A 23,908-nucleotide genomic window follows, 5' to 3' on the forward strand; every position below is an offset into this window, starting at 1 on the left:
GCCGCCATGTCTCAGGATCTGGACCAAATCGTCGCTGACGCCCAGGCCGCTTTCGCCGCCGCCAATGACAACGCCACGCTGGAAAACGAGAAGGCCCGCTTCCTCGGCAAGACCGGCGCGCTGACCGAACTGCTCAAGGGCCTCGGCAAGCTCGACCCGGAGACCCGCAAGAGCGAGGGCGCGCGCATCAACCAGGTCAAGCAGCAGGTGGAAGCCGCGCTGCAGGCGCGCCGCCAGGCACTGGCCGACGCGCTGATGAACGCGCGCCTGGCCGCCGAGGCCATCGACGTCACGCTGCCGGGCCGCGCGGTGGCGCGCGGCAGCCTGCATCCGGTGATGCGCACCTGGGAGCGCGTCGAGCAGATCTTCGGCTCGATCGGCTTCGACGTGGCCGACGGCCCCGAGATCGAAACCGACTGGATGAACTTCACCGCGCTGAACAACCCGGACAACCATCCGGCGCGTTCGATGCAGGACACCTTCTACGTGGACGGCCGCGACAGCGAAGACAAGCTGCTGCTCCTGCGCACGCATACCAGCCCGATGCAGGTGCGCTACGCCAGGATGCACGTGGAGAAGTACGCGGGCAAGGCAATGCCGCCGATCAAGGTGATCTGCCCCGGCCGCACCTATCGCGTCGACAGCGACGCCACCCACTCGCCGATGTTCAACCAGGTCGAAGGCCTGTGGATCGGCGAGGACGTCAGCTTCGCCGACCTGAAGGGCGCGTACACCGACTTCCTGCGCAAGTTCTTCGAGCGTGACGACATCCAGGTGCGCTTCCGTCCTTCGTACTTCCCGTTCACCGAGCCGTCGGCGGAGATCGACATGGCCTTCGGCAATGGGAAGTGGCTGGAAATCTCCGGTTCGGGCCAGGTGCATCCGAACGTGCTGCGCAACATGGGCCTCGATCCCGAGCGCTATATCGGTTTCGCGTTCGGCTCCGGCCTCGAGCGCCTGACCATGCTGCGCTATGGCATCAACGACCTGCGCCTGTTCTTCGAGGGCGACGTGCGCTTCCTGCGCCAGTTCGCCTGACAGGCGACCGTCAAACTCGTCACCGACTACACAGAATACTTACCGGATCAGAAGCGCCATGCAATTCTCGGAATCCTGGCTTCGCACCTTTGCCAACCCTGAAAAGATCTCCACCGACGCGCTCTCGCACAGCCTGACCATGGCCGGCCTGGAAGTGGAAGAGGTCGGCCCGGTCGCGCCGCCGTTCGACAAGGTGGTGGTCGCGCACGTGCTGTCGACCGAGCGCCATCCCAACGCCGACCGCCTCAACGTGTGCCAGGTCGACGCCGGCACCGGCGAGACCCTGCAGATCGTCTGCGGCGCGCCCAACGTCAAGCCCGGCATCAAGGTGCCGTGCGCGCTGGTCGGCGCGGTGCTGCCGCCGGCAGAGGACGGCGGCAAGCCGTTCGAGATCAAGGTCGGCAAGCTGCGTGGTGTCGACAGCTACGGCATGCTGTGCTCGGCGCGCGAACTGAAGCTGTCGGAAGACCACGGCGGCCTGATGGTGCTGCCGGAAGACGCAGTGGTCGGCCAGAACATCCGCGAGCACCTGAACCTGGACGACCAGGTCTTCGTCATCAAGCTGACGCCGAACAAGGCCGACTGCCTGTCGATCCATGGCGTGGCGCGCGAGGTGTCGGCGCTGACCGGTGCCGCGCTGAACCTGCCCGACATGTCGCCGGTGCCGGTGACGATCCCGGACAAGCTGCCGGTCAAGGTATCGGCCCCGGATCTTTGCGGCCGCTTCTCCGGCCGCATCATCCGCGGCGTCAACGCGCGTGCCGCCACCCCGTTGTGGATGGTTCAGCGTCTGGAGCGCTCGGGCCAGCGCAGCGTGTCGGCGCTGGTCGATATCTCCAACTACGTAATGCTGGAGCTGGGCCGTCCCTCGCACGTGTTCGACCTGCACAAGATCCACGGTGGCCTGGACGTGCGCTGGGGCCGCAAGGGCGAGCAGATCAAGCTGCTGAACGGCAATACCATCGAGGTCGATGAGCAGGTCGGCGTGATCGCCGATGACAAGGAGATCGAGAGCCTGGCCGGCATCATGGGCGGCGACAGCACCGCGGTGACGCTGGACACCACCGACATCTACCTCGAGGCCGCGTTCTGGTGGCCGGCCGCGATCCAGGGCCGCAGCCGTCGCTACAACTTCTCGACCGACGCCGGACACCGTTTCGAGCGTGGCGTGGACTACGCCACCACGGTCGAGCATATCGAGCGCATCACCGCGCTGATCCTCGACATCTGCGGCGGCCAGGCCGGCCCGGTGGACGACCACGTGGTCAACCTGCCGGTGCGCAAGCCGGTCAGCCTGCGCGTGGCGCGCGCCGAGCGCGTGCTCGGCATCGAGCTGTCGCCGGCGGCCATCGCCGACGTGTTCCAGCGCCTGCAGCTGCCGTTCACGCGTGCGCAGGGCGCCGAGGGCGAAGTGTTCGAAGTCACGCCGCCGAGCTACCGCTTCGATATCGAGATCGAGGAAGACCTGATCGAGGAAGTCGCGCGCATCTACGGTTTCGAGCGCATCCCGGCGCGCCCGCCGGTTGCCGAAAGCGAAATGCGCCCGACCGACGAAGCCCGCCGCTCGACCCACGTGGTGCGCCATGCCGTGGCCGCGCGCGACTACCAGGAAGTGATCAACTTCGCCTTCGTCGAAGAGAAGTGGGAGCGCGACTTCGCCGCCAACGACAAGCCGATCCGCCTGCTCAACCCGATCGCCAGCCAGCTGGCGGTGATGCGCTCGACGCTGATCGGCGGGCTGGTCGACAAGGTGCGCTACAACCTCAACCGCAAGGCCGCGCGCGTGCGCATGTTCGAGGTGGGCCGCGTGTTCCATCGCGACGCCGAGGTCAGCGATGGCGGTCTCACCGTGGCCGGCTATGACCAGCCGATGATGGCTGCGGGCATCGCCTACGGCCCGGCGTTCGAAGAGCAGTGGGGCGTCGCCACGCGCAATGTCGACTTCTTCGACATCAAGGGCGACGTCGAGGCGCTGTTCCATCCGCGCGTGCCGCGCTTCGAGCCGGTATCGCACCCGGCGCTGCATCCGGGCCGCGCCGCGCGCGTGCTGCTCGACGGCGAGCCGGTGGGCGTGGTCGGCGAACTGCATCCGCGCTGGCTGCAGGAGTATGAGCTGGCGCATGCGCCGGTGCTGTTCGAACTGCAGCTCGACGCGCTGCGCGCCACCGGCCTGCCGGCATACACCGAGATCTCCAAGTTCCCCGCCGCCGTGCGTGACCTGGCCGTGGTCGTGAAGCAATCGGTACGCGTGCAGGACCTGCTCGACACCATGCGCGCGGCCCTGGAAAAACAGGGTTACGGCCGCTTCTGCCAGAGCCTGGTGCTGTTCGACGAGTTCCGTCCCAAGGGGGCTTCCACGGCCATCGGCGCGGACGAGAAAAGCCTTGCGTTCCGGGTGACCTTGCAAGATACTGGGTCGACCCTTCAGGACGAAACCGTCGACAGCGCGGTGCGCTGCATGGTCGACGCGCTGGCCGAAGCCTTCCAGGCGCGGCTGCGCGGCTGATCCGTCGCCAGGACCGACGGAACACGATAAAAAGGGCGCCCGGGCTCGCCCCGGGCGGATCGCCAGACAGACACTCGAGCGATCGACATGAATGATCGAGACGCGAATTCCATGACCGCTGCAGCACTGGGTGAGATGAGCGACCGGCAGGCATCCTCCCTTGACGATGCCATGCCGGACGCCCGCGCGACCGAAGTTCCCACGCTGACCAAGGCCGAGCTTGCCGAGATGCTGTTCGACCAGGTGGGCCTGAACAAGCGCGAGTCGAAGGACATGGTCGAGGCCTTCTTCGATGTCATCCGCGAAGCGCTGGAGCAGGGCGACAGCGTCAAGCTTTCCGGCTTCGGCAACTTCCAGTTGCGCGACAAGCCGCAGCGGCCCGGCCGCAATCCCAAGACCGGCGAAGTCATTCCCATCACCGCGCGCCGCGTGGTGACGTTCCACGCCAGCCAGAAGCTCAAGGGCCTGGTCGAAGAACGCGCCGGCATCGTCGGCTGACCCGTCACCCGAACGGCGGATTGCTTCCCGAGGCCGGCATCGGTATTCTTCTGGGCGCGCGCGCGAGGCGCGCCAACCTCCTGGCCGGCATGGCCTGACGCTCGTCTACACACTGCATGTCGGACAAACCCAGCGACCGCATCGCGTTGCCGCCGATCCCGGCCAAGCGCTACTTCACCATCGGTGAGGTGAGCGAGCTGTGCGCCGTCAAGCCGCACGTGCTGCGCTACTGGGAACAGGAGTTCACGCAGCTCAAGCCGGTCAAGCGCCGCGGCAACCGCCGCTATTACCAGCACCATGAAGTCCTGCTGATCCGCCGCATCCGCGAGCTGCTCTACGAGCAGGGCTTCACCATCAACGGCGCGCGCAACCGCCTCGACGAAGGCCGTCATCACAGCGCGGCCACGGCAACGCAGGAATCGATGGAAGCCGGCGTGGAAAAAGCGCCGGCATTGTCGGTCGACATCGCCGGCCTGCGCAACGCACTGGTCGACGTGCAGCATCTGCTGGCGCAGCTGCGCGAGATCGCGAAGCACGGATAATTTCCACGTCAGGAGCTAGTCATACGAGAAATGCTTCTGTTATAATCTTTTGCTTCGGGGCGTAGCGCAGCCTGGTAGCGTACCTGCATGGGGTGCAGGTGGTCGGAGGTTCAAATCCTCTCGCCCCGACCAAGTAAATAAAGGCCCGGCCGGTTTTTCCGTCCGGGCCTTTTGTCTAACATGTGCTGGGTTGTCTAACTTGGCTCTGTCTGACCTGGCAATTGCGCCCCTTATGGAGACCTCGCATGGCGCCGCAACTCATCTTTCTGTCCCATATTCATGAGGAACGCGAACTCGCTGTGCTTCTGAAAAAGGCCATTGAGACAGAGTTTGGTGGCTTCGCAAGGGTTTTTGTGTCGTCCGACGGTGAAAGTATCCCGGCTGGCGCCAACTTTCTCGAAGCGATCGAGACGGGCTTGATAGATTGCGCCGCGGCGCTTTATTTGATTAGTCCGCAATCAGTGAGGCGCCCTTGGATCAACTTTGAGTTGGGGGCAGTGTGGTCGCGGGGAGCGGTTGCAAAAAGGCAGGGTGGTTCGCGTTTGTTTGCGGTGCCAATTTGCCACTCTGGGGCCTTCCCCAGTACGCTTCCCGTTCCACTCAACAACCTTAACGGTATCGAGGCAAGCAAGGCCGACAGGCTCGAATTCGCTTTCGTATCGTTGCAGTGCGCCCTTGGCGGATCAGGTCCGCTGAGGACAAACTTCAACGACCTTGCAGCCCAAATTCAAACCCTTGAGGCGAAATACACAGCAGGCGTCAAACTTGTCCGTCTTTTTGCCACCATGCAGGGGCAACCCCATGAAATACGGATGATTGTTGAGCAATGTGAGAAATTGGCGCCACATACAAGCTTCGGGATAGATTTAGGGCCGATCCCCAGGGAGCGCCTGGAGAGTATTCGGGAAGCTGCCGCTCCATTAGGACAAGCTGTACAGATTGTCACCGAGCGGGCGGGCATGTACTTGTCCGGTTCAGATTCGTATGCAGGGTCAAATGTGAAAGTCATGGTCGCATGCGGAGTTGTTGCCGAGTTCGGGCACATGCTGCTGAGCACCTGACGTGATTTTGTGTAGTGTGCCGTCATCTCTGCCGTCGTATGTCCTGCTAGCGCCTGGGCAGCTGCTGCGCCGGCTTGCCTTCGTAAGTCAGTCAGCGCCTTCGCCCGCAGATCATGGAAGTGTATGCCCATCAGTAGGCGCGGGTCTGGAATCTTGCCAGCTAGCACACACTGCTTCTCGTACCTATGCCTGGCTCGCTGACATGCCGCTTCCACGCAGTCTGGGCCCCGCTGTAACGTGAACCGGCCACCGGCCTGCGTGGAGATGACAGGTCCAATCGCCTTCACCTTGCCGGCCTTGGTGCTGGCCAGTGTGGCCTGCAGGTCAGGGGTCATCTCGACCAGCATCCGAACACCGGAACTATTCACCGTCTTGGAAGGGCGGAACATGATACCTTCATCACTTACGTCCGCCCAGTTCAGCGCCAGGAGATCGCCAATTCGCTGAGCCGTTAGGTAAGCGAGGTCGATTAACGCCACTATGGCCGAGCCTGAAGGCGTGGGCTTGTTGTCGTTTCCCAACAGCGCGGCAGCGCGCACGGCTTCCAGTTCGGCGTCCGTGATGTATCTGTCACGTTTTTTCTCGGAGGCGCCTGCCACCTCCGTCACAGGGTTGGCGTTTCGCAGCCCCTTGCGAACGGCATAAGTGAACATCACCGACAGCAGGGCCCGGTACTTGTTGTTGGCATTCGCTTCCCGTCGAAGTGCTTGTCTAGGAACCGCGCAATGTCCTTTGGCTCGACGTCCGCAACGAGGCACTGATCATCAAATTCCGATCTGATGAAGGTGGCCATCCGCCGGTATTCCTCTTGCGTCGTCGCCGCGTCGGCCCCCAACTTTGCCAGCAACCAGGCATCGATTAAGGCCGGCATAGTGTTCGTCTGTCGCTCGTCTAGGTCACGGTTAATCGCAGCGAGCGCCGTATACAGTGCGGTAAGCCCCTCGCTGACACGGCAGAGCTTATGCCACTTCCGTCGGATGTCGACGAAGTACCAGGCGCCGTTCTTCTCGTACTCGATGCGCAAGCGGCAGCCGATGCCGCACTAGCTGCTGGTCAATCGGCCCAATCGGCTGGCCAGCGTGCGCAGGCCGCCGGTGACGCCGCGTCTGCGGCGGCAGCCCGTGCACTGTTTGCTGGCGACAAAGCGGGTGAGGCGGCCGCCAGCGCACAGACGGCTGCGGCGAAGCGCGACGAAGCTGTCCAGGCTGCAACCGACGCCGGTCGCCCGGGGGCAATGGGGGTATCTGGAGCGGCTCTACTGCGACAGGTGGTAAAGGCGGTGACCTTGGCTGGGCAAACGAAATTTCAGTCACGCCAGGTACAAACATCTTTGTCCAGTTCTCATCCAGTGGGGCGCAGATCTACAGTCGCGTCTCTCTGCCGAACGGCGCTGGCGAGCTCCACGTGTACACGGGGCAATCGAGCGTGAGAACGGGCGCGTTCAGCCTGGCTACGGTCTACAGCGGGGGGCAGCAGCGCCTATTACTCGTCCGGTGGCGGCGGCGGAGGTGCCGGCGGCTACACCGGCGCTGGGGGCAACGGGCAGGGCAGCAGCAGCGGCACGGCGGGCGCGGGCGGCGCCGGTGGTGGTGGGGGACGCGAGTGCGGGGCCGGTGGCATCGGATTGAAGGGCCAAGGGTCGAACGGCACCTATTCAAGCGGCTCGCCCGGTGGTGGTGGCTCCGGCGGATCTGCTGGCAGCGGCAAGAACGGCGGCAACTACGGTGGGGGCGGCGCGGGAGGGCGCAATGGCAGCACGGATGGCGGTGTCGGCGGCAAGGGCGCGATTCGCATCCTGTGGGGTGGTGGGCGCTCCTATCCAAACAACGCTGCGGACGTTTGAGGAACGGCATGCAATACGTGAAGATCGAGAACGGCCAGCCGGTCGGCCCCATCATCAACCAGCATCAACTTCGCCAACAACTGCCCGCGGAGATCTCGTTCCCGCTGGTTATCCCTGGGGAGATGGCCGCCGAGTACGGTTTTGCTCCAGCGATGGATATGACACAGCCGACCGTCGGGCTGCTGGAGTTTGTCCAGGATGCCGGCTTCAAACTGGTCGACGGCACCTACTACCAGAACTGGTCGGTCTCGGTGGTTGGCTCGCTGGAAGCAGCGCAGACCATCGCCATCGAGGCGATCGAAGCGCTCGCGAAGGGAAAACGTGATGCGGTGGTAGCTGCCTACAGTCCAGCGGAGATGGCGGCGTGGGGCATCAAGCGTTGGGAGGCGGCCAGGTATCAGGATACGCAGGATCCGGAGCGTGCGCCGAATCTGGCGATGGAGGCACAGGTGCGCGAGATCCCTCTGGCCGAGCTGGTGGCAAAGGTGCTGTCCAAAGCTGCGGCGTTGTCCCAGCTTGAGGCAGGGATCGCCGGCACGTGCGGACGAAAACAGGACGCGGTGCGCGGTTGCACAAGCATCGCGGAGGTCAAGGCACTTTGCGACGAGATTGGGGTGGGCTGGCCGATATGAGCTGGCTTTCGCAGCCGTGCTCCTCACAACTGTGATCCCATAACATGCGGTGCACTGCGGAAAGCGCGGCCTGTTCTGTTGGGTATGGGGTATTAAATTCCAGCGTATAACCTCTAATGGGCCATTCGACGATCCAACCATTCGGCGTCTTTCGCGCCTTCGCGTTGCGGAAGCTGTTTCTCACGTCCTTTCGCTCCAGTTCCTGCTTCCGTGTCGGCATAGAGCAGTCTCGGCGTGAAGTACTACGGCACGCCATACGCAACTGCTGGAATTGGCACCAAGGAATTGGAGAGGTAATCTCGCGGGGCTGGTGGTGACGCCGACCAAGGCTGGCCTACAAAGAGCCAGGCGACCCGAGGGAAGCCTGGCATTCGGGCAAAGCGCGAGATGTTCCCGAACACACTGACTGTAGACCGACAGCAATAGATTTCTGTGATGAAGATCACAAGCCGCTTCGTGCGGCTTTTTTTGTGCCCGCCGCGTGCGGGCTTTTTCATTTGACGGGGAGTACATGCCGGATAACGCAAACCATGTCAGCCGGGAAGAGTTTGAGCAGCTGGTCGGGGAGGTAAAGGCCCTCAAGGAGAGCGTGGCCGAGAACACCGAGTGCACGCGCCGGACCGAAGCCAACACACAGGGACTGGTCGAGCTGTTCGATGCCCTCTCTGGTGGATTCAAAGTCATCGCCTGGCTTGGGCGGGCTGCAAAGCCAATCGGCTATATCGCGGGCGCCCTGGCCGCGGTCATTGGGCTGTGGACCGCCATCAAGGGAGGCGGTCTCAAATGAGCAAGGCGAGGCTGGTTGCGCTAGTGGGAGCGCCGACGGCGGCGTGGCTGCTCGCTATCACGCCGCAGCTCGAGGGAAAGGTCCTGCGCGGCTACAAAGACCCGATCGGCATTGTCACTGCCTGCTCAGGGCACACGAAGACGGCCGTGCTGGGACGGCCTTACACCGACGCCGAGTGCGAGAAGCTGCTGCTTGAGGATCTCATCGAACATGCGGAGCCGGTGCTGCGCTGTACGCCGGGGCTCAAGGGACGGCCCTGGCAGCTTGGGGCCGCAGTGAGCTTCGCCGTCAACGTGGGCGTGGGGGCTTACTGTGGCAGCACCACGGCGGCGCGCTTCAACGCCGGCAACTTTCGCGGCGCCTGCAAAGCGATGAACGAGAGTGACAGCGGGCGGCCGCAATGGGTGACAGCAGGCGGCAAGGTGTTGCCCGGGCTGGTCAAGCGGCGCGCGCTCGAGCGTAGCGTCTGCGAACGAGGGCTGCCATGAGTCTGCACCTGTGGCGCGCGGCAGGCGCCTTGGTGCTGTGCGCAGGCGTGTTTGGCGCCGGCTGGGCAGCGAATGGCTGGCGTCTTGGCGGCAGAGTCCAGCAACTGCAGGCCGACCATGCCAAACAGCGGGAAGGGCAGGCGACGGCCCTGGCCGGAGCGTCAGAAGCAGCACGCGCCGAAGAACAACGCAGGAACCGCAGAACAGAGGGGAATTGCTGATGCTGCATCGAAAGAACGTGACCGGGCCCTGGCTGATGCTCGCGCCGCTGGGGCTGTTGCTGAGCAGCTGCGCGGGCGAGCTGCCCAGCTTGCCGCAGCTGCCCGCGCCGCCGGCAATTCCGCCGCTGCCACCGGAAGCGCGACAGCCGGAGATCCCCTCGATGTGCTTACCGACGTGCTCGGCCGGGCTGATGCGCGAGCGGGAGAGCTGGCTAAGTATGCCGACGCCGCTCGGGTCGCCGGCCAAGCCTGCGAGCGAAGTTACGACTCGTTGACGCTACCGGCAGGGACGCGGACATCACCGTCCGGCGCTGCCGACGTGCAATGACTTAAAGGGGGCGGCTCGTGGGTCAGAACGTCCCTTGGATCTTCGTTGTCCTCGCGCAGTAGAGGATCACTTTTCACCAGGCAAAACACTCCAGCGGCAAGCGTGCCGATCGAAACAAGGATGCTAATCGAGATTGTGGTGATGTTGCTCATGCTAATCCGTTCACGTCCTATCGAGCGAATTTATTGCCTTCTGAGTCAGCATGGCAGTGATAGCCGCAACAATGAGACAGTTGTTTTCATTTTGTGGCTCGACCGGACAACCCTCAAGAGGGCCGGACCTTCGTCGTAGACACTGAGGCGACCTTCAGTTTCCGCCATGCTGGACGTTGGTCACAATACACATCCCCAAAACTGGCGATTGTTATTCGGTGCCGCCGTCCTAGGCTAAAGATGCACGTCATAGCAGTGAGGAGAGACAGTCATGAAGGAGGCACTGATTCTTTCCGCTTGCTTCGCTGTAACTACCGCGCGCTGCTTTGCGAAGCATGGGCCTGTAGTTTTCATTCTTATGGATGAGGAAAGTTAGCGTGCCGCTTGCCTAAGATAAGGGATACCGCTGGCTTCAATTACACCAGGTGTGGGACGGTAGAAGCAGTGCACGGCTACCACAGAGACGCAGGCGGCTAATCTTTAGCCCCAATTGCTTGCTGAGGCGAAAGTAAGCGGGATTCTGCGACCTCACTCTCCAGGAGGCGAAGATGCGGGCATTCGTGCGATACGATCAGTTCTCCTTCATACCTGCAGGCCGTCTTCTGTTGGCCAGCTTGGCGATTCTTTGCGTATCATGCAGCAGCCGACCCACCGGGTACGGTGCCACTGAGAAGAACATCACAGCCCGAGGAGGAATTGTCGGGGAAGCGGGGCTGTTCCACGACATCGTCTACAACCCTGAAGCGATTGGTCTGACGTTCCCCGGCTATATAGTGGGATTGGATAAGGGGCGTCAGGCTGCTGTCATCGGCGACGCCGTCCTTCCGGCGCCACGCGACAGCGATATAGAGGCGATCCGGGACTTCAAGACGCGCCTGAACACAGAGCCAAAACTTCACTACATCTCTCATGTGGTCCGAAACGAAGGCCGTCCCTACGGCAATGGGAACTGCATTCTCTATTCGATTTATCGTGACTGGGGAAGCGGCGAAAAAGGCATGTCGTTCTCCGAGAACGAAGTCGATCGCAATTTTGGCTGCGGAGGCGATTTTCCGATCTTCGGTAGACCGGCCAGCGCATTCCCGGACTCGTGGACCGGCCTGGACGTGCTGGCCAAGGAGTTAGAACGGCAATTTTCGGAACGAGATGCCGCCAGTGCATACACCCAGGCCATCGTTATTGTCATGGGGTGGAATACACCGCAATTGGAGGCGGTACGCAATTTCAATTCGGTCCTTAGCCATCTGCAGCGAGCTGCAGGTCCGGACTTTCGCCCACTTGTCATTGGGGTGACGTGGGCAAGCTCCTGGTCCGCGAATTGGCTGGAACCGCTCGTTACACTGAGCAGTTACCGGGCCAAAGCAAACGATGCTGATGAGATCGGCTTTACATGGCTGGCTGAAGTGGTCCGCGTAGTTCAGCAAACCACGGCTGGACGGATTCCTACCGTCGCAATTGGCCACTCGTTTGGAGCTCGGGCACTGGCCACAGCGCTATGCATGGGCTCGCAGATTGAGCGTTCCAGCTTAGGCCAGGAGCCGTCAAAAAGCCAAGCACGTCGCTCGGTACCGTGGAACCTGTTCATCGCTTGGCAGGGCGCCTTCTCGATCAACCGATTCGGCAAGGGCTCGAGTGAGGGCTTCAAGTATGACGGACACTGCGGCGACATAGGGGCCATCGTTCTGACATCCAGTTCCCATGACCAGGCTAACACCAAGAGCTCTTGGTCCGATACGGTTGGGTCGTACGAGGTATTTAGGCAATTCTGCGGCGAAGGCAAGTTCGGTTCGTTTAACCGTCTGGATGTGCAGTGCATACGCCGGGAGGAAATTTCCGCAGAAGGCGGGCACAGATTCCGCTTTACGGCGGGCATGCCAAATTACGTCGACGCCTCGAATATCGTTTACTTCAATCAGCCCAATACCGGTGGTGGCGCGCATAGTGACATCTTTCGCCCGATCCACGGTCGATTCATATGGGCTGCGATTCAGTCGCTGGAGTGGACGCCTCCCGGCTCACATAGGACACAGCAGAGAACTGCAACGGAGCCATCGAGTTCGCGGCCGTGAGGCTTGATGACCCGGTCTTCCTTTGAAATTTCGGGAGGCCGGGCATTATGAGTCAGCTTATCTAGTGAATCTTTTGCTGGGAATCGCACCTGGCCGTTTGATTTTCTGCCAGTCACGCGATCGCTCCCCCGCCTGATACGACGAGCCGGCGCGCTTCGCGATGACCCCTTCCAGTCTCAGCGCCAGCGCGTGGCCGTACAACCAGGCTCCGTCCTCAACGCTGTCAACATAGAGCAGCCCCGGCGGCGGCTCGGCCAGCATCTTCCGTAGCACTGCCTTGCGCCGTTCGATCGGCTGTGCCCGTAGATCCATTCCTTTCCCGACCAGCAGGTCGAAAACGCAGTAGGCGACGGCATCCGCGCCGCGGTACCAGCCCTTGCGCCTGGCGCGCGCGTGCAGCCGCTCGAAGTCGCTCTTGCCGATGTCGTCCAGCACGCAGACCTCGCCGTCCAGGATGTAGCCGACGGGGAGGGTCGTCAGGGCGTCGACGAGTTCAGGGAACCAAGTGGTGGCGTTGGCCCCGTTGCGAGACTTCAGCTGTGGCGCATTGCCGGTGGAAGCCAGCAGTCGGTACCCGTCGTACTTAATCTCGAAATGCCAGCCAGGCGCGCGCGGGATGGTCTTGCGCTCGCACAGGAGCATCGGACGCAGGTCAGCGAGGGAAGGCGGCGGCGGTTGGCGTGTGGTCACCGCAGTGAGCGTTCTAAGGCAGGCCGAAAAAGAGACCCTCTGGGCCCGGGGGTTCCCAAGGGGCCCGGAAAACACAGGGCTGGCGCCAGCCTTGCGTCTCCCAATGCTGGATGAAAGGCGCGCGTTGTGCGTCGACCAGACGGCCTACATTCGGCGGGCATTTGGGGTGATTCACGAATGAACCTACGCCTTCGCGCTATCCTGCGAAGTCTGCGGGATTGGTGCTCTCGGCGCTGAGCAGGACGCCGCCGGCCAGTGGCTGGATTTGCAGCTCGATGTTTTGGCGCCGCGCGCGAGCCCAGCCCGCGCTGATCGCGGCTTCAAGCGTAGGGAGAATTGACGCGGCTCGGACGTGCCGTCTATTTCGAGCGCCTAATCCTGATCGACGGGCATGACGCTAAGGCTTGTTGCTGGCATCGCAAACTCCTAAGGCCGTCGCAGCGAGCTGCAGCGAGTAGATGCCACCCCGTGCTAAGGGCGTGTCAGCCTTTGATGTCGCGCGGATCGTTTCCGAACGAGTTCCGCTCACGGATCTGGCCGTCGCGGCCGTGGACGAGCAGTTCGACCTTATCTTGCTTTGCCTTCTCGGTTCCAGCAGCGATCGCCTCTTCCTGGCTGGGATAGTGCGTGGTCGCGCCATCTGTGCCTTCAACGGACACCGCCCAACCTTGGTCGCCGGCGGGCACGACATGGATGTTCTTGCCTGGCATGGCTGTCTCCTGGCTATTGATGCTGCTGCCAGTCTCTGCGCGACTTGTGAGCGGCGGTATCGGATGCTGTCCGACAAAAAAAGCCCGCGCGAAGGCGGGCTGCGGGAAGTGCTGCCGAGAGGGGTCAGCTCGCGACTGACCAATATTCGCTAAAATATGAATTACTGTGCATCCCGCGCGGGGGTTATTTTCTTACAGGGGCAACTGATTATCCTGGTCTGACGCCGGCTGCTGCTCCTTGGAGCGACGCACGATGGAAGCCGGCTCGGTGGCCATGGCATCCGGCGGCAAGATGGTCATGAACGTTCGTGCAACCTCGGGGTCGCGAGACGCCAGCCATTCATCCCACTGCTGACGCGGCACGATCACCACGGAGCTCTTTTCCTTGCCGGGCGCGTGCATCCGATTCATGACTGGGTGCTTGTCCGCGTTGACGGTCAGAATGGTGAAGGAGTAAGCCCCGTCTGGCCAGTCTCGCCAGAGGCCGGCAATGCCAAAGGCCGGCTCACCAGGCAGCCAGATCTTGTACCGTGTCGACTTCGGCCCGGCTTCCTAGTTGGGTTCGTAGAGACCGCGGTTACAGGAATCAGGCAGAGCTGCCCTTTCTTCCCTGGGCCGCTGAATGTCCGCTTCTCGCCAACCGTCTCGGACCTGGCGTTCATGGTGTCGTATGGACGAACGCCTTGCGGGACGCGGGAGCGCGGCACCAGGCCGAAGCTTGCCAGAACGCTGTCGCGCCGGCCGTCGCCATCCATGCGCACGATTGGCGCGGCGTAGTCTGGCCAGGTCTCGGGCTTCCACTCCGCTGGCGGCGGCTCAACGCCGAAGATCTCCCGCAGGATCTGGCGCTGCACTGGGGCGTAGTTGGTGCACATCCTGATCTCCTATCCCCCTTGGCTGGCCTTGGCGCTTTTTTCTTCTTGGCGCCTGCTTCGCGCTGCAGCTCGGCTTCGTGCTCGAGCATCCATTCCTGGGCGCCTCGCAGGTATGGCTCGTTTGCGATTTCCTCGCGCAGGTAATGCAGGACCATATCTCGGTTGGAGCCACCCAGGTAACCCGTTGGAGGGAATATGTCTGGAACTGCCAGGCGCGCCGGACAATGTTCTGCGGCCGCTTAATTTCCCACAGGAGTGCGCGAACCTCGGGAGAGCGGTTTCGGACCCAAATGTCCCATAGCTGATCGTCATCCAGCGGGGGGCGGAGCCGGTCAGAGTAGGGGTCGTTGATCATGGTTGAATACTGTATGAATATACAGTGTAGCCGGTCATGCGAACGCACACGCCTTTTCGTTGCTCGCGAGAACAGACGGCAAATTTGACCTCTGAATGTGCAGTCAGCCTCACTGCATTCCGCTACGATCTCGCTTCAAGATTCTCCAACTTCAGAGGTGGTATGGCCGACACAACTGGCAACGGGCGATGGTGGGAGTTCTATGCGGTCCGGTACGGTATGGGGACTGTCATCGGGGCTGCTATTGTTTTCCAGCTCTTCAAGGGCAATCCGAACCTTACGCCTCTGCTCTTTGGTGCCGACAAAGGTGAACTCGACGGTATCAAACTGGCTATCCTGGCCGGCTATGGTCTGACGTTCTGCTATCTCGCCAGCGCTCCGATCCTGGTGTTCCATGCGGGCCGATTCTTCTTCATAAGTTCCGAGCTACCGGTCACTGGCCAGCCAAAGTTGTGCGTACTCCGTTGGATATTTTGGTTTGTGTTTGTGGCTTCGGGCATTTGCATGATGATCTTTGTGCCTGGGCAGTGGGCCATCACTGGGGCCGATTCGTTAGTTCTACTACTCGTGCTGCTGGTAATTTGGTCGCAAGTGATAGTGGTAATTGCTCTTCTCAGTAAGCACCGCTTTGCGTTTCAGCGATACGCGAGTTTGGCGAAAGCTCGTGGCGACGACGACAAAGGGGGCATCATTGAGTCTTACCGCCATCTTCGCGAGCATGGAAACTCGTTCTTTATCGTGGCGCTGGAGCTTTTGCTCGGAGCTGGCTTCGGTGTGCTATCCATGTCCCAGGGAAGCTTGTATGCATACGGCACCCTGTTGGTCCTGTGGTTTACGCCCGCCGCTTTCGTGTGGCTGGCGGCTACGTTGCTTGAACGGAACTTCATGGACTGAGCGATGGCTGGGCGCGTGCAATACGAGAATGGCCAACTCCCATAGAAGTGATGCCCGTAAGGCTGTCTAACTTAGGGCAGAAATCGTCCGGAAAGCCGCATGCTCCGGTACCTAAGATTTGCGCAGCAAGTTAGAGGTTTCATCCTAAGTGGCTGATTTCGGTAACAAACATATATATTTTTTGGGTGCAGGTGGTCGGAGGTTCAAATCCTCTCGCCCCGACCAGGCAAAAAACCCGCTTGGTAAATCGCCAAGCGGGTTTTTTTATTTTCGTGTCTTGTGGCGCGCGTGTGCTGCTTCGCGCCTGGAACCAGCGTGGTCACCGCGTGAACGCAGCCATGGCCGTTTTTCGATTCAGCTCGTTGCACCTATAGTGGTGGCACAGTGGACTTCATCGCGACGGAGGCTGTAATGACCGACAAGGGCAACGGGATCGCCGGCACCACATGCATCGCCTTGGCAGTAGCCGGCCTGGCACTGACCGCATCGCTGGTGCTTGCTTATTACGCGACGCGCGCGCGCGTGGAAGGGCTGCGCGCCAGCGGCGGCTGACGCGCGGCGGACTGTTCAGCCCTGGATATCGCGAGGATCGTTGCCAAAGCTGTTGCGCATCCGGATGCGGCCGTCGCGGCCGTGGACGAGCAGTTCTGCATGGAGCTGCCGGGCTTTCTCGGTGCCCGCGGCGATCGCGTCTTCTTGCGTCGCGTAGAGTTGGCGCCCGCCCGCGCCATCTTCGGATTCAATGGCCCAGCCGTTGTCGAGCGGTACGACGTGGATGTTCTTGGCCGGCATGGCGCACCTCCGTGGTGGAAGATGCCCTAGTCTCCACGCTGCTTACTGTGGCCGGTATCGGTGCCCGTCTGACAGCGCCGGTGTCTTTTGCTGCGCAGCGCCCTTGGCAGCATTGGCCATGTGACTCCTCGGCCCTCAAATCAGAAAAGGCGCCCGGATACCGGGATGCTCCGGGCATGGCGCCGACGCAGGTGCACGTAGACTGGCTGGGCTGTACTCACCAGCCCGCCCGCACCCCGCCTCGGCGGGCTGTTTTTTTGCGGCGCTAGCGGAGTAGCCGCTGCCACCGCATGTCATGTCCGCGCACGAGTCCGGCAAGCGTCGCCGCGCTGGCCAGTTCGAATTCGCTGAACTGGAAGGCCGGCGCCACGGTGCAGCCGACCAGCGCAAAGTCCTCGGGGCCGCCAGCGTCCGCGCGTTCGGCGGCAAACCACTGGCCACCCGGCACCAGCGCCTGGAACGCCGCGCCGGGATGACGCAGCGGGTCGCCCAGGCGCTGGGTGACGATGGTGCCTTCGACGATGCGGTGCACGTCCAGCGGGGAGCCGGCGTGGTAGTGCCACAGCTCGTCGGAGCGGATGCGATGCCAGGCGGAATAGTCGTTGCCGCAAAGCATGTAGTGGATGGCGGTGCAGGCTTCGCGCGTGCGTCCGTCCTGGCATGCGACGCGTTCCTCGCTGCGATAGGTTTCGCGGTAGTAGCCGCCTTCTGGATGCGGCCGCAGGTCGAGTGCGTGGATCAGCTGGCGGGCGGTCGGGCTCAGGTCTGGCATGGGGGCATGGCGCGCGGCGCATTGGCGGAATCGGAAGGCGTAGCTTAAAGCAGGGCGAAGCGCGCCTGCGCGGGGCCGACCAGCGCCGGGCGGCTCACCGGGTAGCGGTGGCGCATGCCTTGCGCCTCGAACGAGAGGAAGTCCGGGGTCCAGCGCAGCGACTGCAACTGGCGCGGCTCGATGCCGTCGACCAGGATGGCGCCGGCGTTCACGCAGACGCTGCCGCAGCGCAGGCGCACGGATTCGGTGTCGTCGCCGAAGTAGTGGGCTTCGAGCAGGATGGAATCGGACTGGTACAAGGGCATGGCAGTGTCCAGATACTGTATGGATGTACAGTATAGCCGCGGCATGCCGTTCGGTCATCCTCCCGATTCTCAATTTCGGGCGGCGGCGCGGCGGTACGTGGTCGCTGCCTGGTATAACCTGAAACCGGTGACAGTTCCTCACAACGCTGTCTTGCCGCGACCGCCGGGTCGCTACAGGAGATGCCATGGCTGGGAGCGGAAGCAAAGCCTGCTGGTTTGGCCTGGGCGTGCTGCTTGGCGTGGCGGCCGGCGGCGCGTTGGCGCGGCCGGCGCGCGCGGCCGCCGGTCCGCGCGAACCGCTTCAGTCCGATGCGCCGCTGCTGCCTGCCGATGTCACCGCGGACCAGGTGCTGACCGATGCCGCCACCGACGTGTTGGAGTACCGCGGCTTCGTCATCCACGTGTTCTGCCATGCGCTGGGCATGGGGCGGTTCAAGGCGCTGTGCGATATCTGGGAATCGGGCGCCGTGGTGCTCGAAGGCGGTGCGCCGCCGACCACCCATGCCACGCCGGACGAGGCCCGGTCCGCGGCGATTGCGTGGGCGCAGCAGTGGGTGCAGCGCAATGGCTGAAGCGCGCGGCCATGCCGGCCGAGCGGCGCAATCCGCGCATTCGGCGGCAAATCGACCCGCTGGCGCGCGACAGGCCTGATAATCGCGTCCGTGCCGGCAGTCGATCGGCACGAATCCTCCAGGAGAATTCATGTTTGTTTGTGGGAACCAGGCTTGCGGCGCCAGCTGGGAGCCGGACGAGGTGCAGATCCGCGATGAAGGGCAGGGACTGGTGTTCCGCTGCCCGCAGTGTGGCGCGCGCAACCATGTCGTGGCGCGCACGGCGAAGGATGGCAGCACGACCTATCGCCAGGTACCCGCCGGCGCAGCGCAAAAGGCACCGGCGAAGCGGCCCGCTGGAGCGCGGCCGAAGGCGCCGGGGAAGGCACCGGCCCAGGGCCGCGCCAAGCCCGCATCGCGCTGACCGGCACTGGCGGCAGGCCATGTTACCCCACCTGTGTGGGGTCAAATTCACATCGTTGGCGGCTTAAGCTAGTTTAGGCAGGACCGTTAAACACAACATGGACTTTGCCGACCTCCCCAACGACCCCGCTTCCAATGCCGAGCGCATGGGCTGGGCCAACGCTTCGCCCGAAGTTATCGCGAAGGTGTTGAACTCGGCGCTGGCGGCGCAGGACCTGTCCGGCTTTGCCGCGCTGCTGTCGGACATCGCGCGCGACCGCGGCCTGAAGGGCGAGCGCGCGGCGCACCAGTCGATCTACGACATGCCGTACGCCAGCCTGTTGCCGCGGCAGAAGCACCTGCTGTCCGATGCCTTCGAGCTGCTGATCCTGCTTGGCCTCGAGCTGCGTCCGCGCAGCGCCGACGCCGATGCGGACCTCGGCGCTGACCCTGACACTGACACCGACGAGTAAGCCGCCAGGCAGCCGGCGCGGCTAGCTTCGCTCCAGCATGCCGATCTCGCGCACCGCGACCGACAGCATCGACAGTCCCGCGGCCCCCGAGGCGCGCTGGTCCGCCAGCATGCGCGTGAAGCGCTCGAGCGCGCCGTGGCGGCTGGCGCGCCAGGCGTCGATCATCGCTTCCGGCGAGGTCTGATCGCCCGCCTGCGAGAGCACGCTGACCGTCAGCGCGCGCTTGAGCCGTCCCAGGTCTTCCAGCGTGGTGGTGCGCGCCAGCAGGTCCCAATGGGTGTCCGACGGCAGCGCCAGCGCGCGTTCACGCAGCCAGCTGAAGCTCAGGTGGCTGTCCAGCGCGAAGTAGACGCCGGCCACCAGATCCAGGCTGCGCTCGCACGCCGCGGCGACTTCGGCAATGTCGAGCGCCGCGGCGGAAATCTCGCTGCCGGCCACGCGCGCGGCCAGCGTCTCGCCCACTCTCGCTTCGATCAACGCACGCGTATGCTCGGTCAACGCCGCGGCGTCCGCCTGCGGCAATAGTTGCGGCAAGCGGGGCCCCAGCCACTGTGCCGCCTGCGCAAAGCGCGCCAGGTCTTCGGCGGCGCTGCTGCCGCTGCGCAGATAGCGGATGAACCACAGGCACGCGCGCTCCAGCAGCAGCGCCACCGAGCCGAACATGCGCGCCTGTTCGGCGTCGGCGACGCGATTGTCGAGCGCGTCGATCTCTTGCCACAGCGCGGTCAGCCCGAACACGTCGCGCGCGATCAGGCAGGCGCGCACGATATCGGCGGGTCGCGCATCGGTTTCTTCCATGATCCGGTGCACGAAGGTGGCGCCGATGCGGTTGACCAGCATATTGGTCAGATGCGTCGACAGGATCTCGCGCCGCAGCGGATGTCGCTGCATGGCCTCGCCGTAGCGCTGGCGCAGCGGCACCGGGAAGTAATCCACAAGCAGTCCGGACACCAGCCCGTCCTCCGGCACGTCGGAGCCCAGCAGTTCGTCGTACAGCCACATCTTGCTGTAGGCCAGCAGCACCGCGCGCTCGGGCGAGGTCAGGCCTTCGCCGGCGAGCTTGCGCTCGGCAATGTCCTCGTCCGACGGCAGGAATTCCAGCGCGCGGTTCAGCCGCCCGGCGCGTTCCAGCCAGCGCACCAGGCGTGCCTCGCCGTCGAGCAGCGCGCCGCTGCTGCGGCCGGCCACCGACAGCGCCTGGGTCTGGTAGTAGTTGTCCTGCAGCACCAGCAGGCCGACTTCGTCGGTCATCTCGGCCAGCAGCTTGTTGCGCTGCTTCTCGGTCATCTCGCCGTCGGCCACCACCAGACCCAGCAGGATCTTGATGTTGACCTCGTGGTCAGAGCAGTCGACGCCCGCCGAGTTGTCGATGGCATCGGTGTTGATGCGGCCGCCCTTGCGCGCGAACTCGATGCGGCCGAGCTGGGTGAAGCCGAGATTGCCGCCTTCGCCGACCACCTTGCAGCGCAGGTCGCTGCCATTGACCCGCACCGCGTCGTTGGTGCGGTCGCCGGCCTGCAGGTGAGTTTCCTGGCTGGACTTGACGTAGGTGCCGATGCCGCCGTTGTAGAGCAGGTCCACCGGCGCCATCAGGATGGCGTGGATCAGTTCGGCCGGCGACAGCGCGCTCGCCGTGATGCCGAGCACCTTCTGCACCTGCGGCGACAGCGGGATGGTCTTGGCGGTGCGAGGGAAAATGCCGCCGCCGCCGGAGATCAGCGTGGCGTCGTAGTCGGCCCAGCTCGAGCGCGGCAGCCCGAACAGGCGCGCGCGTTCCTGCAGGCTGCGCGCCGGGTCCGGATCCGGGTCGAGGAAGACGTGGCGGTGGTCGAACGCGGCCACCAGCCGGATATGCGGCGACAGCAGCATGCCATTGCCGAACACGTCGCCCGACATGTCGCCGATGCCGGCCACGGTGAAGTCCGTGGCCTGGATGTCGATGCCCATCTCGCGAAAATGCCGCTTCACCGATTCCCACGCGCCGCGCGCGGTGATGCCCATCTTCTTGTGGTCGTAGCCGACCGAGCCGCCGGAGGCGAAGGCATCGTCCAGCCAGAACCCGTACTCGGCCGAGATCGCGTTGGCGAAGTCAGAGAACGTAGCCGTGCCCTTGTCCGCGGCCACCACCAGGTAGGGGTCGTTGTCGTCGTGGCGCACCACCTCGGGCGGCGGCACCAGCTCGCCGCCGACGAGGTTGTCGGTCAGGTCCAGCAGCCCGCGCAGGAAGGTCTGGTAGCAGGCGATGCCTTCGCGCAGGAAGGCGTCGCGGTCGGTGGGCGGCGGCGGGCGCTTGACCACGAAGCCGCCCTTGGAGCCGACCGGCACGATCACCGTGTTCTTGACCATCTGCGCCTTCATCAGGCCCAGCACTTCGGTGCGGAAGTCCTCGCGCCGGTCCGACCAGCGCAGCCCGCCGCGCGCCACGCGTCCGCCGCGCAGGTGCACCCCTTCCACGCGCGGCGAGTAGACCCAGATCTCGAACATCGGACGCGGCTCGGGCAGGCCCGGCACCAGGGCCGGATTGAACTTGAACGACAGGTACGGACGGGGCTGGCCGTCCTCGCCGCGATGGAAATAATTGGTGCGCACGGTGGCGTTGATCACGCCGAGAAAGAGCCGCAGGATGCGGTCTTCGTCGAGGTTGGGGACCTTGTCCAGGGCCGTGCCGATGTCGGCCAGCAGCTTGTCGCAGCGCGCCTGGCGCGCGGTGTCGGCGGCCACCTGGCTGATGGTGTCGAAGCGCGCCACGAACAGCGCCACCAGCATCGCGGCAATGCCCGCATTGCCGGTCAGCGCCCGTTCGATATAGGCGTCGCTGAAGGTGGAGCCCACCTGGCGCAGGTAGCGCGCGTAGGCGCGCAGGATGGTCACGTCGCGTGCGGCCAGCTCGGCGCGCAGCACCAGGCGGTTGAGATCGTCGTTTTCGATCTCGCCGTGCCATGCGCGCGCGAAGGCGTCCTCGAACAGCGCCTTGACGCGTGCGATGTCGAACTCCGCAGCAGCGCCGCCGTCGGCGATTTCGAGCCCGAAGTCGTGCACCCAGACCGGCGCGCCGCTGTCGGGCTCGATCCGGTAGGGGCGCTCTTCATCGACGCGCACGCCCAGGTGCTCCAGCATCGGCAGGCTCAGCGACAGCGCGATCGGTTCGCCGGCGCGGTACACCTTGAAGCGGAAGGCGCCGGGCGCGGCTTCGATCGGCCGGTACAGGTTCATCGCCATGCCGTTGCCGCGCACCGCGTGCTCCATCAGCTCGATATCGCGCACCGCGGTGCGCGCCGGATAGTCTTCGCGATAGCCGGCGGGGAACGAGCCGCCATAGCGCTGCAGCAGCCGGTTGCCGTGCTCTTCGCCGTGGCTTTCGTGCAGCGCTTCGGCGAGGTCGTCCTGCCAGCGGCGGCTGGCATGCACGATGCGCGCTTCCAGCTCCTGCGTGTCGACCTTGGGCATGGTGCCGGGCTCGCCGCGCACGGTCAGCTGGATGCGCGCCAGCGGCGATTCCGACAGCAAGGGCGTGAACTCGCAGCTGGTGCCGTGGAAAGCGGCGGTCAGCAGCTTCTGGATCTTCTGGCGCAGGTCGGTGTTGTACTTGTCGCGCGGCACGAACACCAGGCACGAGACAAAGCGGTCGAAGCGGTCGCGCCGCACGAACAGCCGCGTGCGCTGGTGTTCCTGCAGCCGCAGGATGCCGGTGGTGATGTCGAACAGCTCGTCCTCGCTCGCCTGGAACAGTTCGTCGCGCGGATATTGCTCGAGGATCGTGACCAGCGACTTGTACAGGTGGCCCTTGGCGAGGAACCCTGCGCGCGCCAGGATGTTGGCGCATTTGCGCCGCACCAGCGGGATGTCGGCGATCGGCGCCATGTAGGCGGTCGAGGTGTAGAGGCCGACGAAGCGCCGCTCGCCGAACAGCTGCCCGTTTTCGTCGAGCAGCTTGACCCCGACGTAGTCGAGATAGCCGGGCCGGTGCACGGTGGCGCGCGAATTGGCCTTGGTCACGAAGATCGGCGAGCTGCCTTCGATGATCGCGGTGGCCGCGGCGGGCAGCGGGGTCAGGTCTTCGGCGTCGGGCTCGCGCAGGCTTTCGCGCAGGATGCCGGCGCCGGAGCCGGCCACGCCGCGCAGGAAGTAGCGCCCGTCGCGCGCCACCAGCTGGTAGTCGCGCTGTCCCAGAAACGAGAAATGGTCGTCCATCATCCATTCCAGGAAGGCGCGCGCCTCGACGCTCTCCGCTGAGGCCGCGTCCGGCGACTGCGCCATGGCATCGATGGTGGCGCGAGTGATGTCGCACATCTCCGGCCAGTCTTCCACCGCGGCGCGCACGTCGACCAGCACCTGCGAGATGCCGTTGCGCAAGGCGTCGAGGCGCGACGACTCGCCGGTGCGGTCGATCTCGAAATGGATAAAGGACTCCAGGCGCGAGCTGTCGCCGGCCTCGCCGGCGCCGCCAGGGGCGATCCGCTCGATGCCGGCGCCGCCGCGCCAGACCCTGAACACCGGATGGATGGCGGAATGCAGCGCCAGGCCCTGGCGATTGATCTCCATCGTCACGGAGTCGACCAGGAACGGCATGTCGTCGTTGACGATCTCGACCACGGTGTGGTCGGAGTGCCAGCCGTGCTCTTCCAGGTTGGGGTTGTAGACGCGGATGCGCGCGCTGCCGGGGGTGAACTTCTGCGCCGTCTGCCAGTGCGCCATCACGGCGCCGTACAGGTCGGCCACTTCGCGCCGCAGCAGGTCTTCGGCGTCGGCCTGGTCGTAGTAATGCAGCAGGAAGGGCTCGACCACGCTGAACATCGCCGCCGGCAGCCGCCCGCGCGCGAAGTTGGCCAGTTCGTCCAGCAGGTGCGCGACCTTGTCTTCGTTCTCCTGCGGCATGTTCCCCTCCTCGCGGTGTCGATGGGCCGCCGGGGCATGTGCCGGGGCA

The 23,908-nt window shown here is 64.0% G+C and carries 26 protein-coding genes, 1 tRNA gene and 1 pseudogene; 17 read left to right on the top strand and 11 right to left on the bottom strand.

From position 1 onward, the window contains the following. Nucleotides 1-6: 6 nt before the first annotated feature. From pheS to FHX60_RS27715, 6 genes are all read left to right on the top strand, one after another. Nucleotides 7-1,038: a phenylalanine--tRNA ligase subunit alpha gene (pheS, locus tag FHX60_RS12875; RefSeq protein WP_112775424.1), complete on the top strand. Its 1,032-nt coding sequence runs from the start codon at nt 7-9 to the stop codon at nt 1,036-1,038. A 58-nt stretch (nt 1,039-1,096) separates the two neighbouring features. Further along, on the top strand, nt 1,097-3,544 hold the full coding sequence (gene pheT / locus FHX60_RS12880; protein ID WP_183283573.1) for a phenylalanine--tRNA ligase subunit beta: 2,448 nt from the start codon (nt 1,097-1,099) through the stop codon (nt 3,542-3,544). A gap of 87 nt (nt 3,545-3,631) precedes the next feature. Beyond that, on the top strand, nt 3,632-4,042 hold the full coding sequence (locus FHX60_RS12885; protein WP_037024300.1) for an integration host factor subunit alpha: 411 nt from the start codon (nt 3,632-3,634) through the stop codon (nt 4,040-4,042). A 116-nt stretch (nt 4,043-4,158) separates the two neighbouring features. Beyond that, on the top strand, nt 4,159-4,584 hold the full coding sequence (locus FHX60_RS12890; protein ID WP_018006802.1) for a MerR family transcriptional regulator: 426 nt from the start codon (nt 4,159-4,161) through the stop codon (nt 4,582-4,584). A gap of 55 nt (nt 4,585-4,639) precedes the next feature. Further along, nucleotides 4,640-4,716, top strand: a tRNA-Pro gene (locus FHX60_RS12895). Nucleotides 4,717-4,829: 113 nt separating this feature from the next. Continuing rightward, nucleotides 4,830-5,645 carry a toll/interleukin-1 receptor domain-containing protein gene (locus FHX60_RS27715; protein ID WP_260163879.1) on the top strand — a complete coding sequence of 272 codons (816 nt, stop codon included), beginning with the start codon at nt 4,830-4,832 and terminating at the stop codon, nt 5,643-5,645. Nucleotides 5,646-5,704: 59 nt separating this feature from the next. Here FHX60_RS27715 and FHX60_RS27720 read toward each other — a convergent pair. Both FHX60_RS27720 and FHX60_RS12905 read right to left on the bottom strand, forming a co-directional pair. Then, a pseudogene (locus FHX60_RS27720) lies at nt 5,705-6,298 on the bottom strand (site-specific integrase); the annotation flags it as partial. Then, complete coding sequence (locus tag FHX60_RS12905; RefSeq protein WP_183283574.1) at nt 6,298-6,669, bottom strand: hypothetical protein; 372 nt, start codon at nt 6,667-6,669, stop codon at nt 6,298-6,300. The pseudogene FHX60_RS27720 and the gene FHX60_RS12905, both read right to left, overlap by 1 nt. Before the next feature lie 827 nt (nt 6,670-7,496). Here FHX60_RS12905 and FHX60_RS12910 point away from each other — a divergent pair. The 5 genes from FHX60_RS12910 (at nt 7,497) to FHX60_RS28055 (ending at nt 9,891) form a co-directional block, all read left to right on the top strand. Next, nucleotides 7,497-8,120 (top strand): hypothetical protein, encoded by a 624-nt coding sequence (locus FHX60_RS12910; protein WP_183283575.1) that lies wholly within the window; start codon nt 7,497-7,499, stop codon nt 8,118-8,120. A 511-nt stretch (nt 8,121-8,631) separates the two neighbouring features. Next, nucleotides 8,632-8,907, top strand: coding sequence for a hypothetical protein (locus FHX60_RS12915; RefSeq protein WP_183283576.1), 276 nt, complete (start codon nt 8,632-8,634; stop codon nt 8,905-8,907). Continuing rightward, nucleotides 8,904-9,395 (top strand): lysozyme, encoded by a 492-nt coding sequence (locus tag FHX60_RS12920; protein WP_183283577.1) that lies wholly within the window; start codon nt 8,904-8,906, stop codon nt 9,393-9,395. The genes FHX60_RS12915 and FHX60_RS12920 overlap by 4 nt, the downstream gene beginning before the upstream one ends. Further along, entirely contained in the window at nt 9,392-9,616 is a 225-nt protein-coding gene (locus tag FHX60_RS27725; protein WP_260163927.1) for a hypothetical protein, read from the top strand. The genes FHX60_RS12920 and FHX60_RS27725 overlap by 4 nt, the downstream gene beginning before the upstream one ends. Then, nucleotides 9,616-9,891 (top strand): hypothetical protein, encoded by a 276-nt coding sequence (locus FHX60_RS28055; RefSeq protein WP_512698853.1) that lies wholly within the window; start codon nt 9,616-9,618, stop codon nt 9,889-9,891. Before FHX60_RS27725 ends, FHX60_RS28055 begins: the two co-directional genes overlap by 1 nt. Here FHX60_RS28055 and FHX60_RS12930 read toward each other — a convergent pair. Further along, nucleotides 9,878-10,096, bottom strand: coding sequence for a hypothetical protein (locus FHX60_RS12930; protein ID WP_183283817.1), 219 nt, complete (start codon nt 10,094-10,096; stop codon nt 9,878-9,880). The genes FHX60_RS28055 and FHX60_RS12930 overlap by 14 nt on opposite strands. Nucleotides 10,097-10,644: 548 nt before the next feature. Between FHX60_RS12930 and FHX60_RS12935 the strand changes: the two genes are divergently transcribed. Further along, on the top strand, nt 10,645-12,165 hold the full coding sequence (locus FHX60_RS12935; RefSeq protein ID WP_183283578.1) for a hypothetical protein: 1,521 nt from the start codon (nt 10,645-10,647) through the stop codon (nt 12,163-12,165). A 57-nt stretch (nt 12,166-12,222) separates the two neighbouring features. Here FHX60_RS12935 and FHX60_RS12940 read toward each other — a convergent pair whose 3' ends face one another. From FHX60_RS12940 to FHX60_RS27985, 4 genes are all read right to left on the bottom strand, one after another. Then, entirely contained in the window at nt 12,223-12,807 is a 585-nt protein-coding gene (locus FHX60_RS12940) for an ATP-dependent DNA ligase (RefSeq protein WP_183283579.1), read from the bottom strand. 530 nt (nt 12,808-13,337) lie between these two features. Next, nucleotides 13,338-13,565, bottom strand: coding sequence for a DUF2188 domain-containing protein (locus FHX60_RS12945; protein ID WP_183283580.1), 228 nt, complete (start codon nt 13,563-13,565; stop codon nt 13,338-13,340). A gap of 192 nt (nt 13,566-13,757) precedes the next feature. After that, nucleotides 13,758-14,087, bottom strand: coding sequence for an SOS response-associated peptidase family protein (locus tag FHX60_RS27730; RefSeq protein WP_311729268.1), 330 nt, complete (start codon nt 14,085-14,087; stop codon nt 13,758-13,760). After that, nucleotides 14,003-14,440 (bottom strand): SOS response-associated peptidase family protein, encoded by a 438-nt coding sequence (locus FHX60_RS27985; protein ID WP_375790537.1) that lies wholly within the window; start codon nt 14,438-14,440, stop codon nt 14,003-14,005. The genes FHX60_RS27730 and FHX60_RS27985 overlap by 85 nt, the downstream gene beginning before the upstream one ends. 517 nt (nt 14,441-14,957) lie before the next feature. On the opposite strand from FHX60_RS27985, the gene FHX60_RS12955 reads away from it, so the two are divergent. Together FHX60_RS12955 and FHX60_RS12960 are read left to right on the top strand one after the other, a co-directional pair. After that, the gene (locus FHX60_RS12955; RefSeq protein ID WP_183283581.1) at nt 14,958-15,689 is read left to right on the top strand and encodes a hypothetical protein; all 732 of its coding nucleotides are present in this window, start codon (nt 14,958-14,960) and stop codon (nt 15,687-15,689) included. Between the two features lie 411 nt (nt 15,690-16,100). Continuing rightward, nucleotides 16,101-16,241: a hypothetical protein gene (locus FHX60_RS12960; protein WP_165835159.1), complete on the top strand. Its 141-nt coding sequence runs from the start codon at nt 16,101-16,103 to the stop codon at nt 16,239-16,241. A 15-nt stretch (nt 16,242-16,256) separates the two neighbouring features. Here FHX60_RS12960 and FHX60_RS12965 read toward each other — a convergent pair whose 3' ends face one another. From FHX60_RS12965 to FHX60_RS12975, 3 genes are all read right to left on the bottom strand, one after another. Beyond that, on the bottom strand, nt 16,257-16,481 hold the full coding sequence (locus tag FHX60_RS12965; protein WP_092313567.1) for a DUF2188 domain-containing protein: 225 nt from the start codon (nt 16,479-16,481) through the stop codon (nt 16,257-16,259). Between the two features lie 265 nt (nt 16,482-16,746). Further along, nucleotides 16,747-17,253, bottom strand: a complete 507-nt coding sequence (locus tag FHX60_RS12970; protein ID WP_183283582.1) for a cupin domain-containing protein — start codon at nt 17,251-17,253, stop codon at nt 16,747-16,749. 44 nt (nt 17,254-17,297) lie between these two features. After that, complete coding sequence (locus tag FHX60_RS12975; protein ID WP_112775428.1) at nt 17,298-17,558, bottom strand: hypothetical protein; 261 nt, start codon at nt 17,556-17,558, stop codon at nt 17,298-17,300. A gap of 185 nt (nt 17,559-17,743) precedes the next feature. Between FHX60_RS12975 and FHX60_RS12980 the strand changes: the two genes are divergently transcribed. The 3 genes from FHX60_RS12980 to FHX60_RS12990 all read left to right on the top strand — a co-directional run bounded on the left by FHX60_RS12980 (nt 17,744) and on the right by FHX60_RS12990 (nt 18,984). Next, nucleotides 17,744-18,130, top strand: a complete 387-nt coding sequence (locus FHX60_RS12980) for a hypothetical protein (protein ID WP_112775429.1) — start codon at nt 17,744-17,746, stop codon at nt 18,128-18,130. 130 nt (nt 18,131-18,260) lie between these two features. Continuing rightward, nucleotides 18,261-18,533, top strand: a complete 273-nt coding sequence (locus FHX60_RS12985; protein ID WP_112775430.1) for a hypothetical protein — start codon at nt 18,261-18,263, stop codon at nt 18,531-18,533. 97 nt (nt 18,534-18,630) lie between these two features. Then, nucleotides 18,631-18,984, top strand: a complete 354-nt coding sequence (locus FHX60_RS12990) for a hypothetical protein (RefSeq protein WP_112775431.1) — start codon at nt 18,631-18,633, stop codon at nt 18,982-18,984. A gap of 21 nt (nt 18,985-19,005) precedes the next feature. On the opposite strand, the gene FHX60_RS12995 is transcribed toward FHX60_RS12990, so the two are convergent. Further along, nucleotides 19,006-23,859, bottom strand: coding sequence for an NAD-glutamate dehydrogenase (locus FHX60_RS12995; protein WP_183283583.1), 4,854 nt, complete (start codon nt 23,857-23,859; stop codon nt 19,006-19,008). Nucleotides 23,860-23,908: the final 49 nt, after the last annotated feature.

This window comes from Cupriavidus alkaliphilus, assembly GCF_014191175.1.
GTDB lineage: Bacteria > Pseudomonadota > Gammaproteobacteria > Burkholderiales > Burkholderiaceae > Cupriavidus > Cupriavidus alkaliphilus.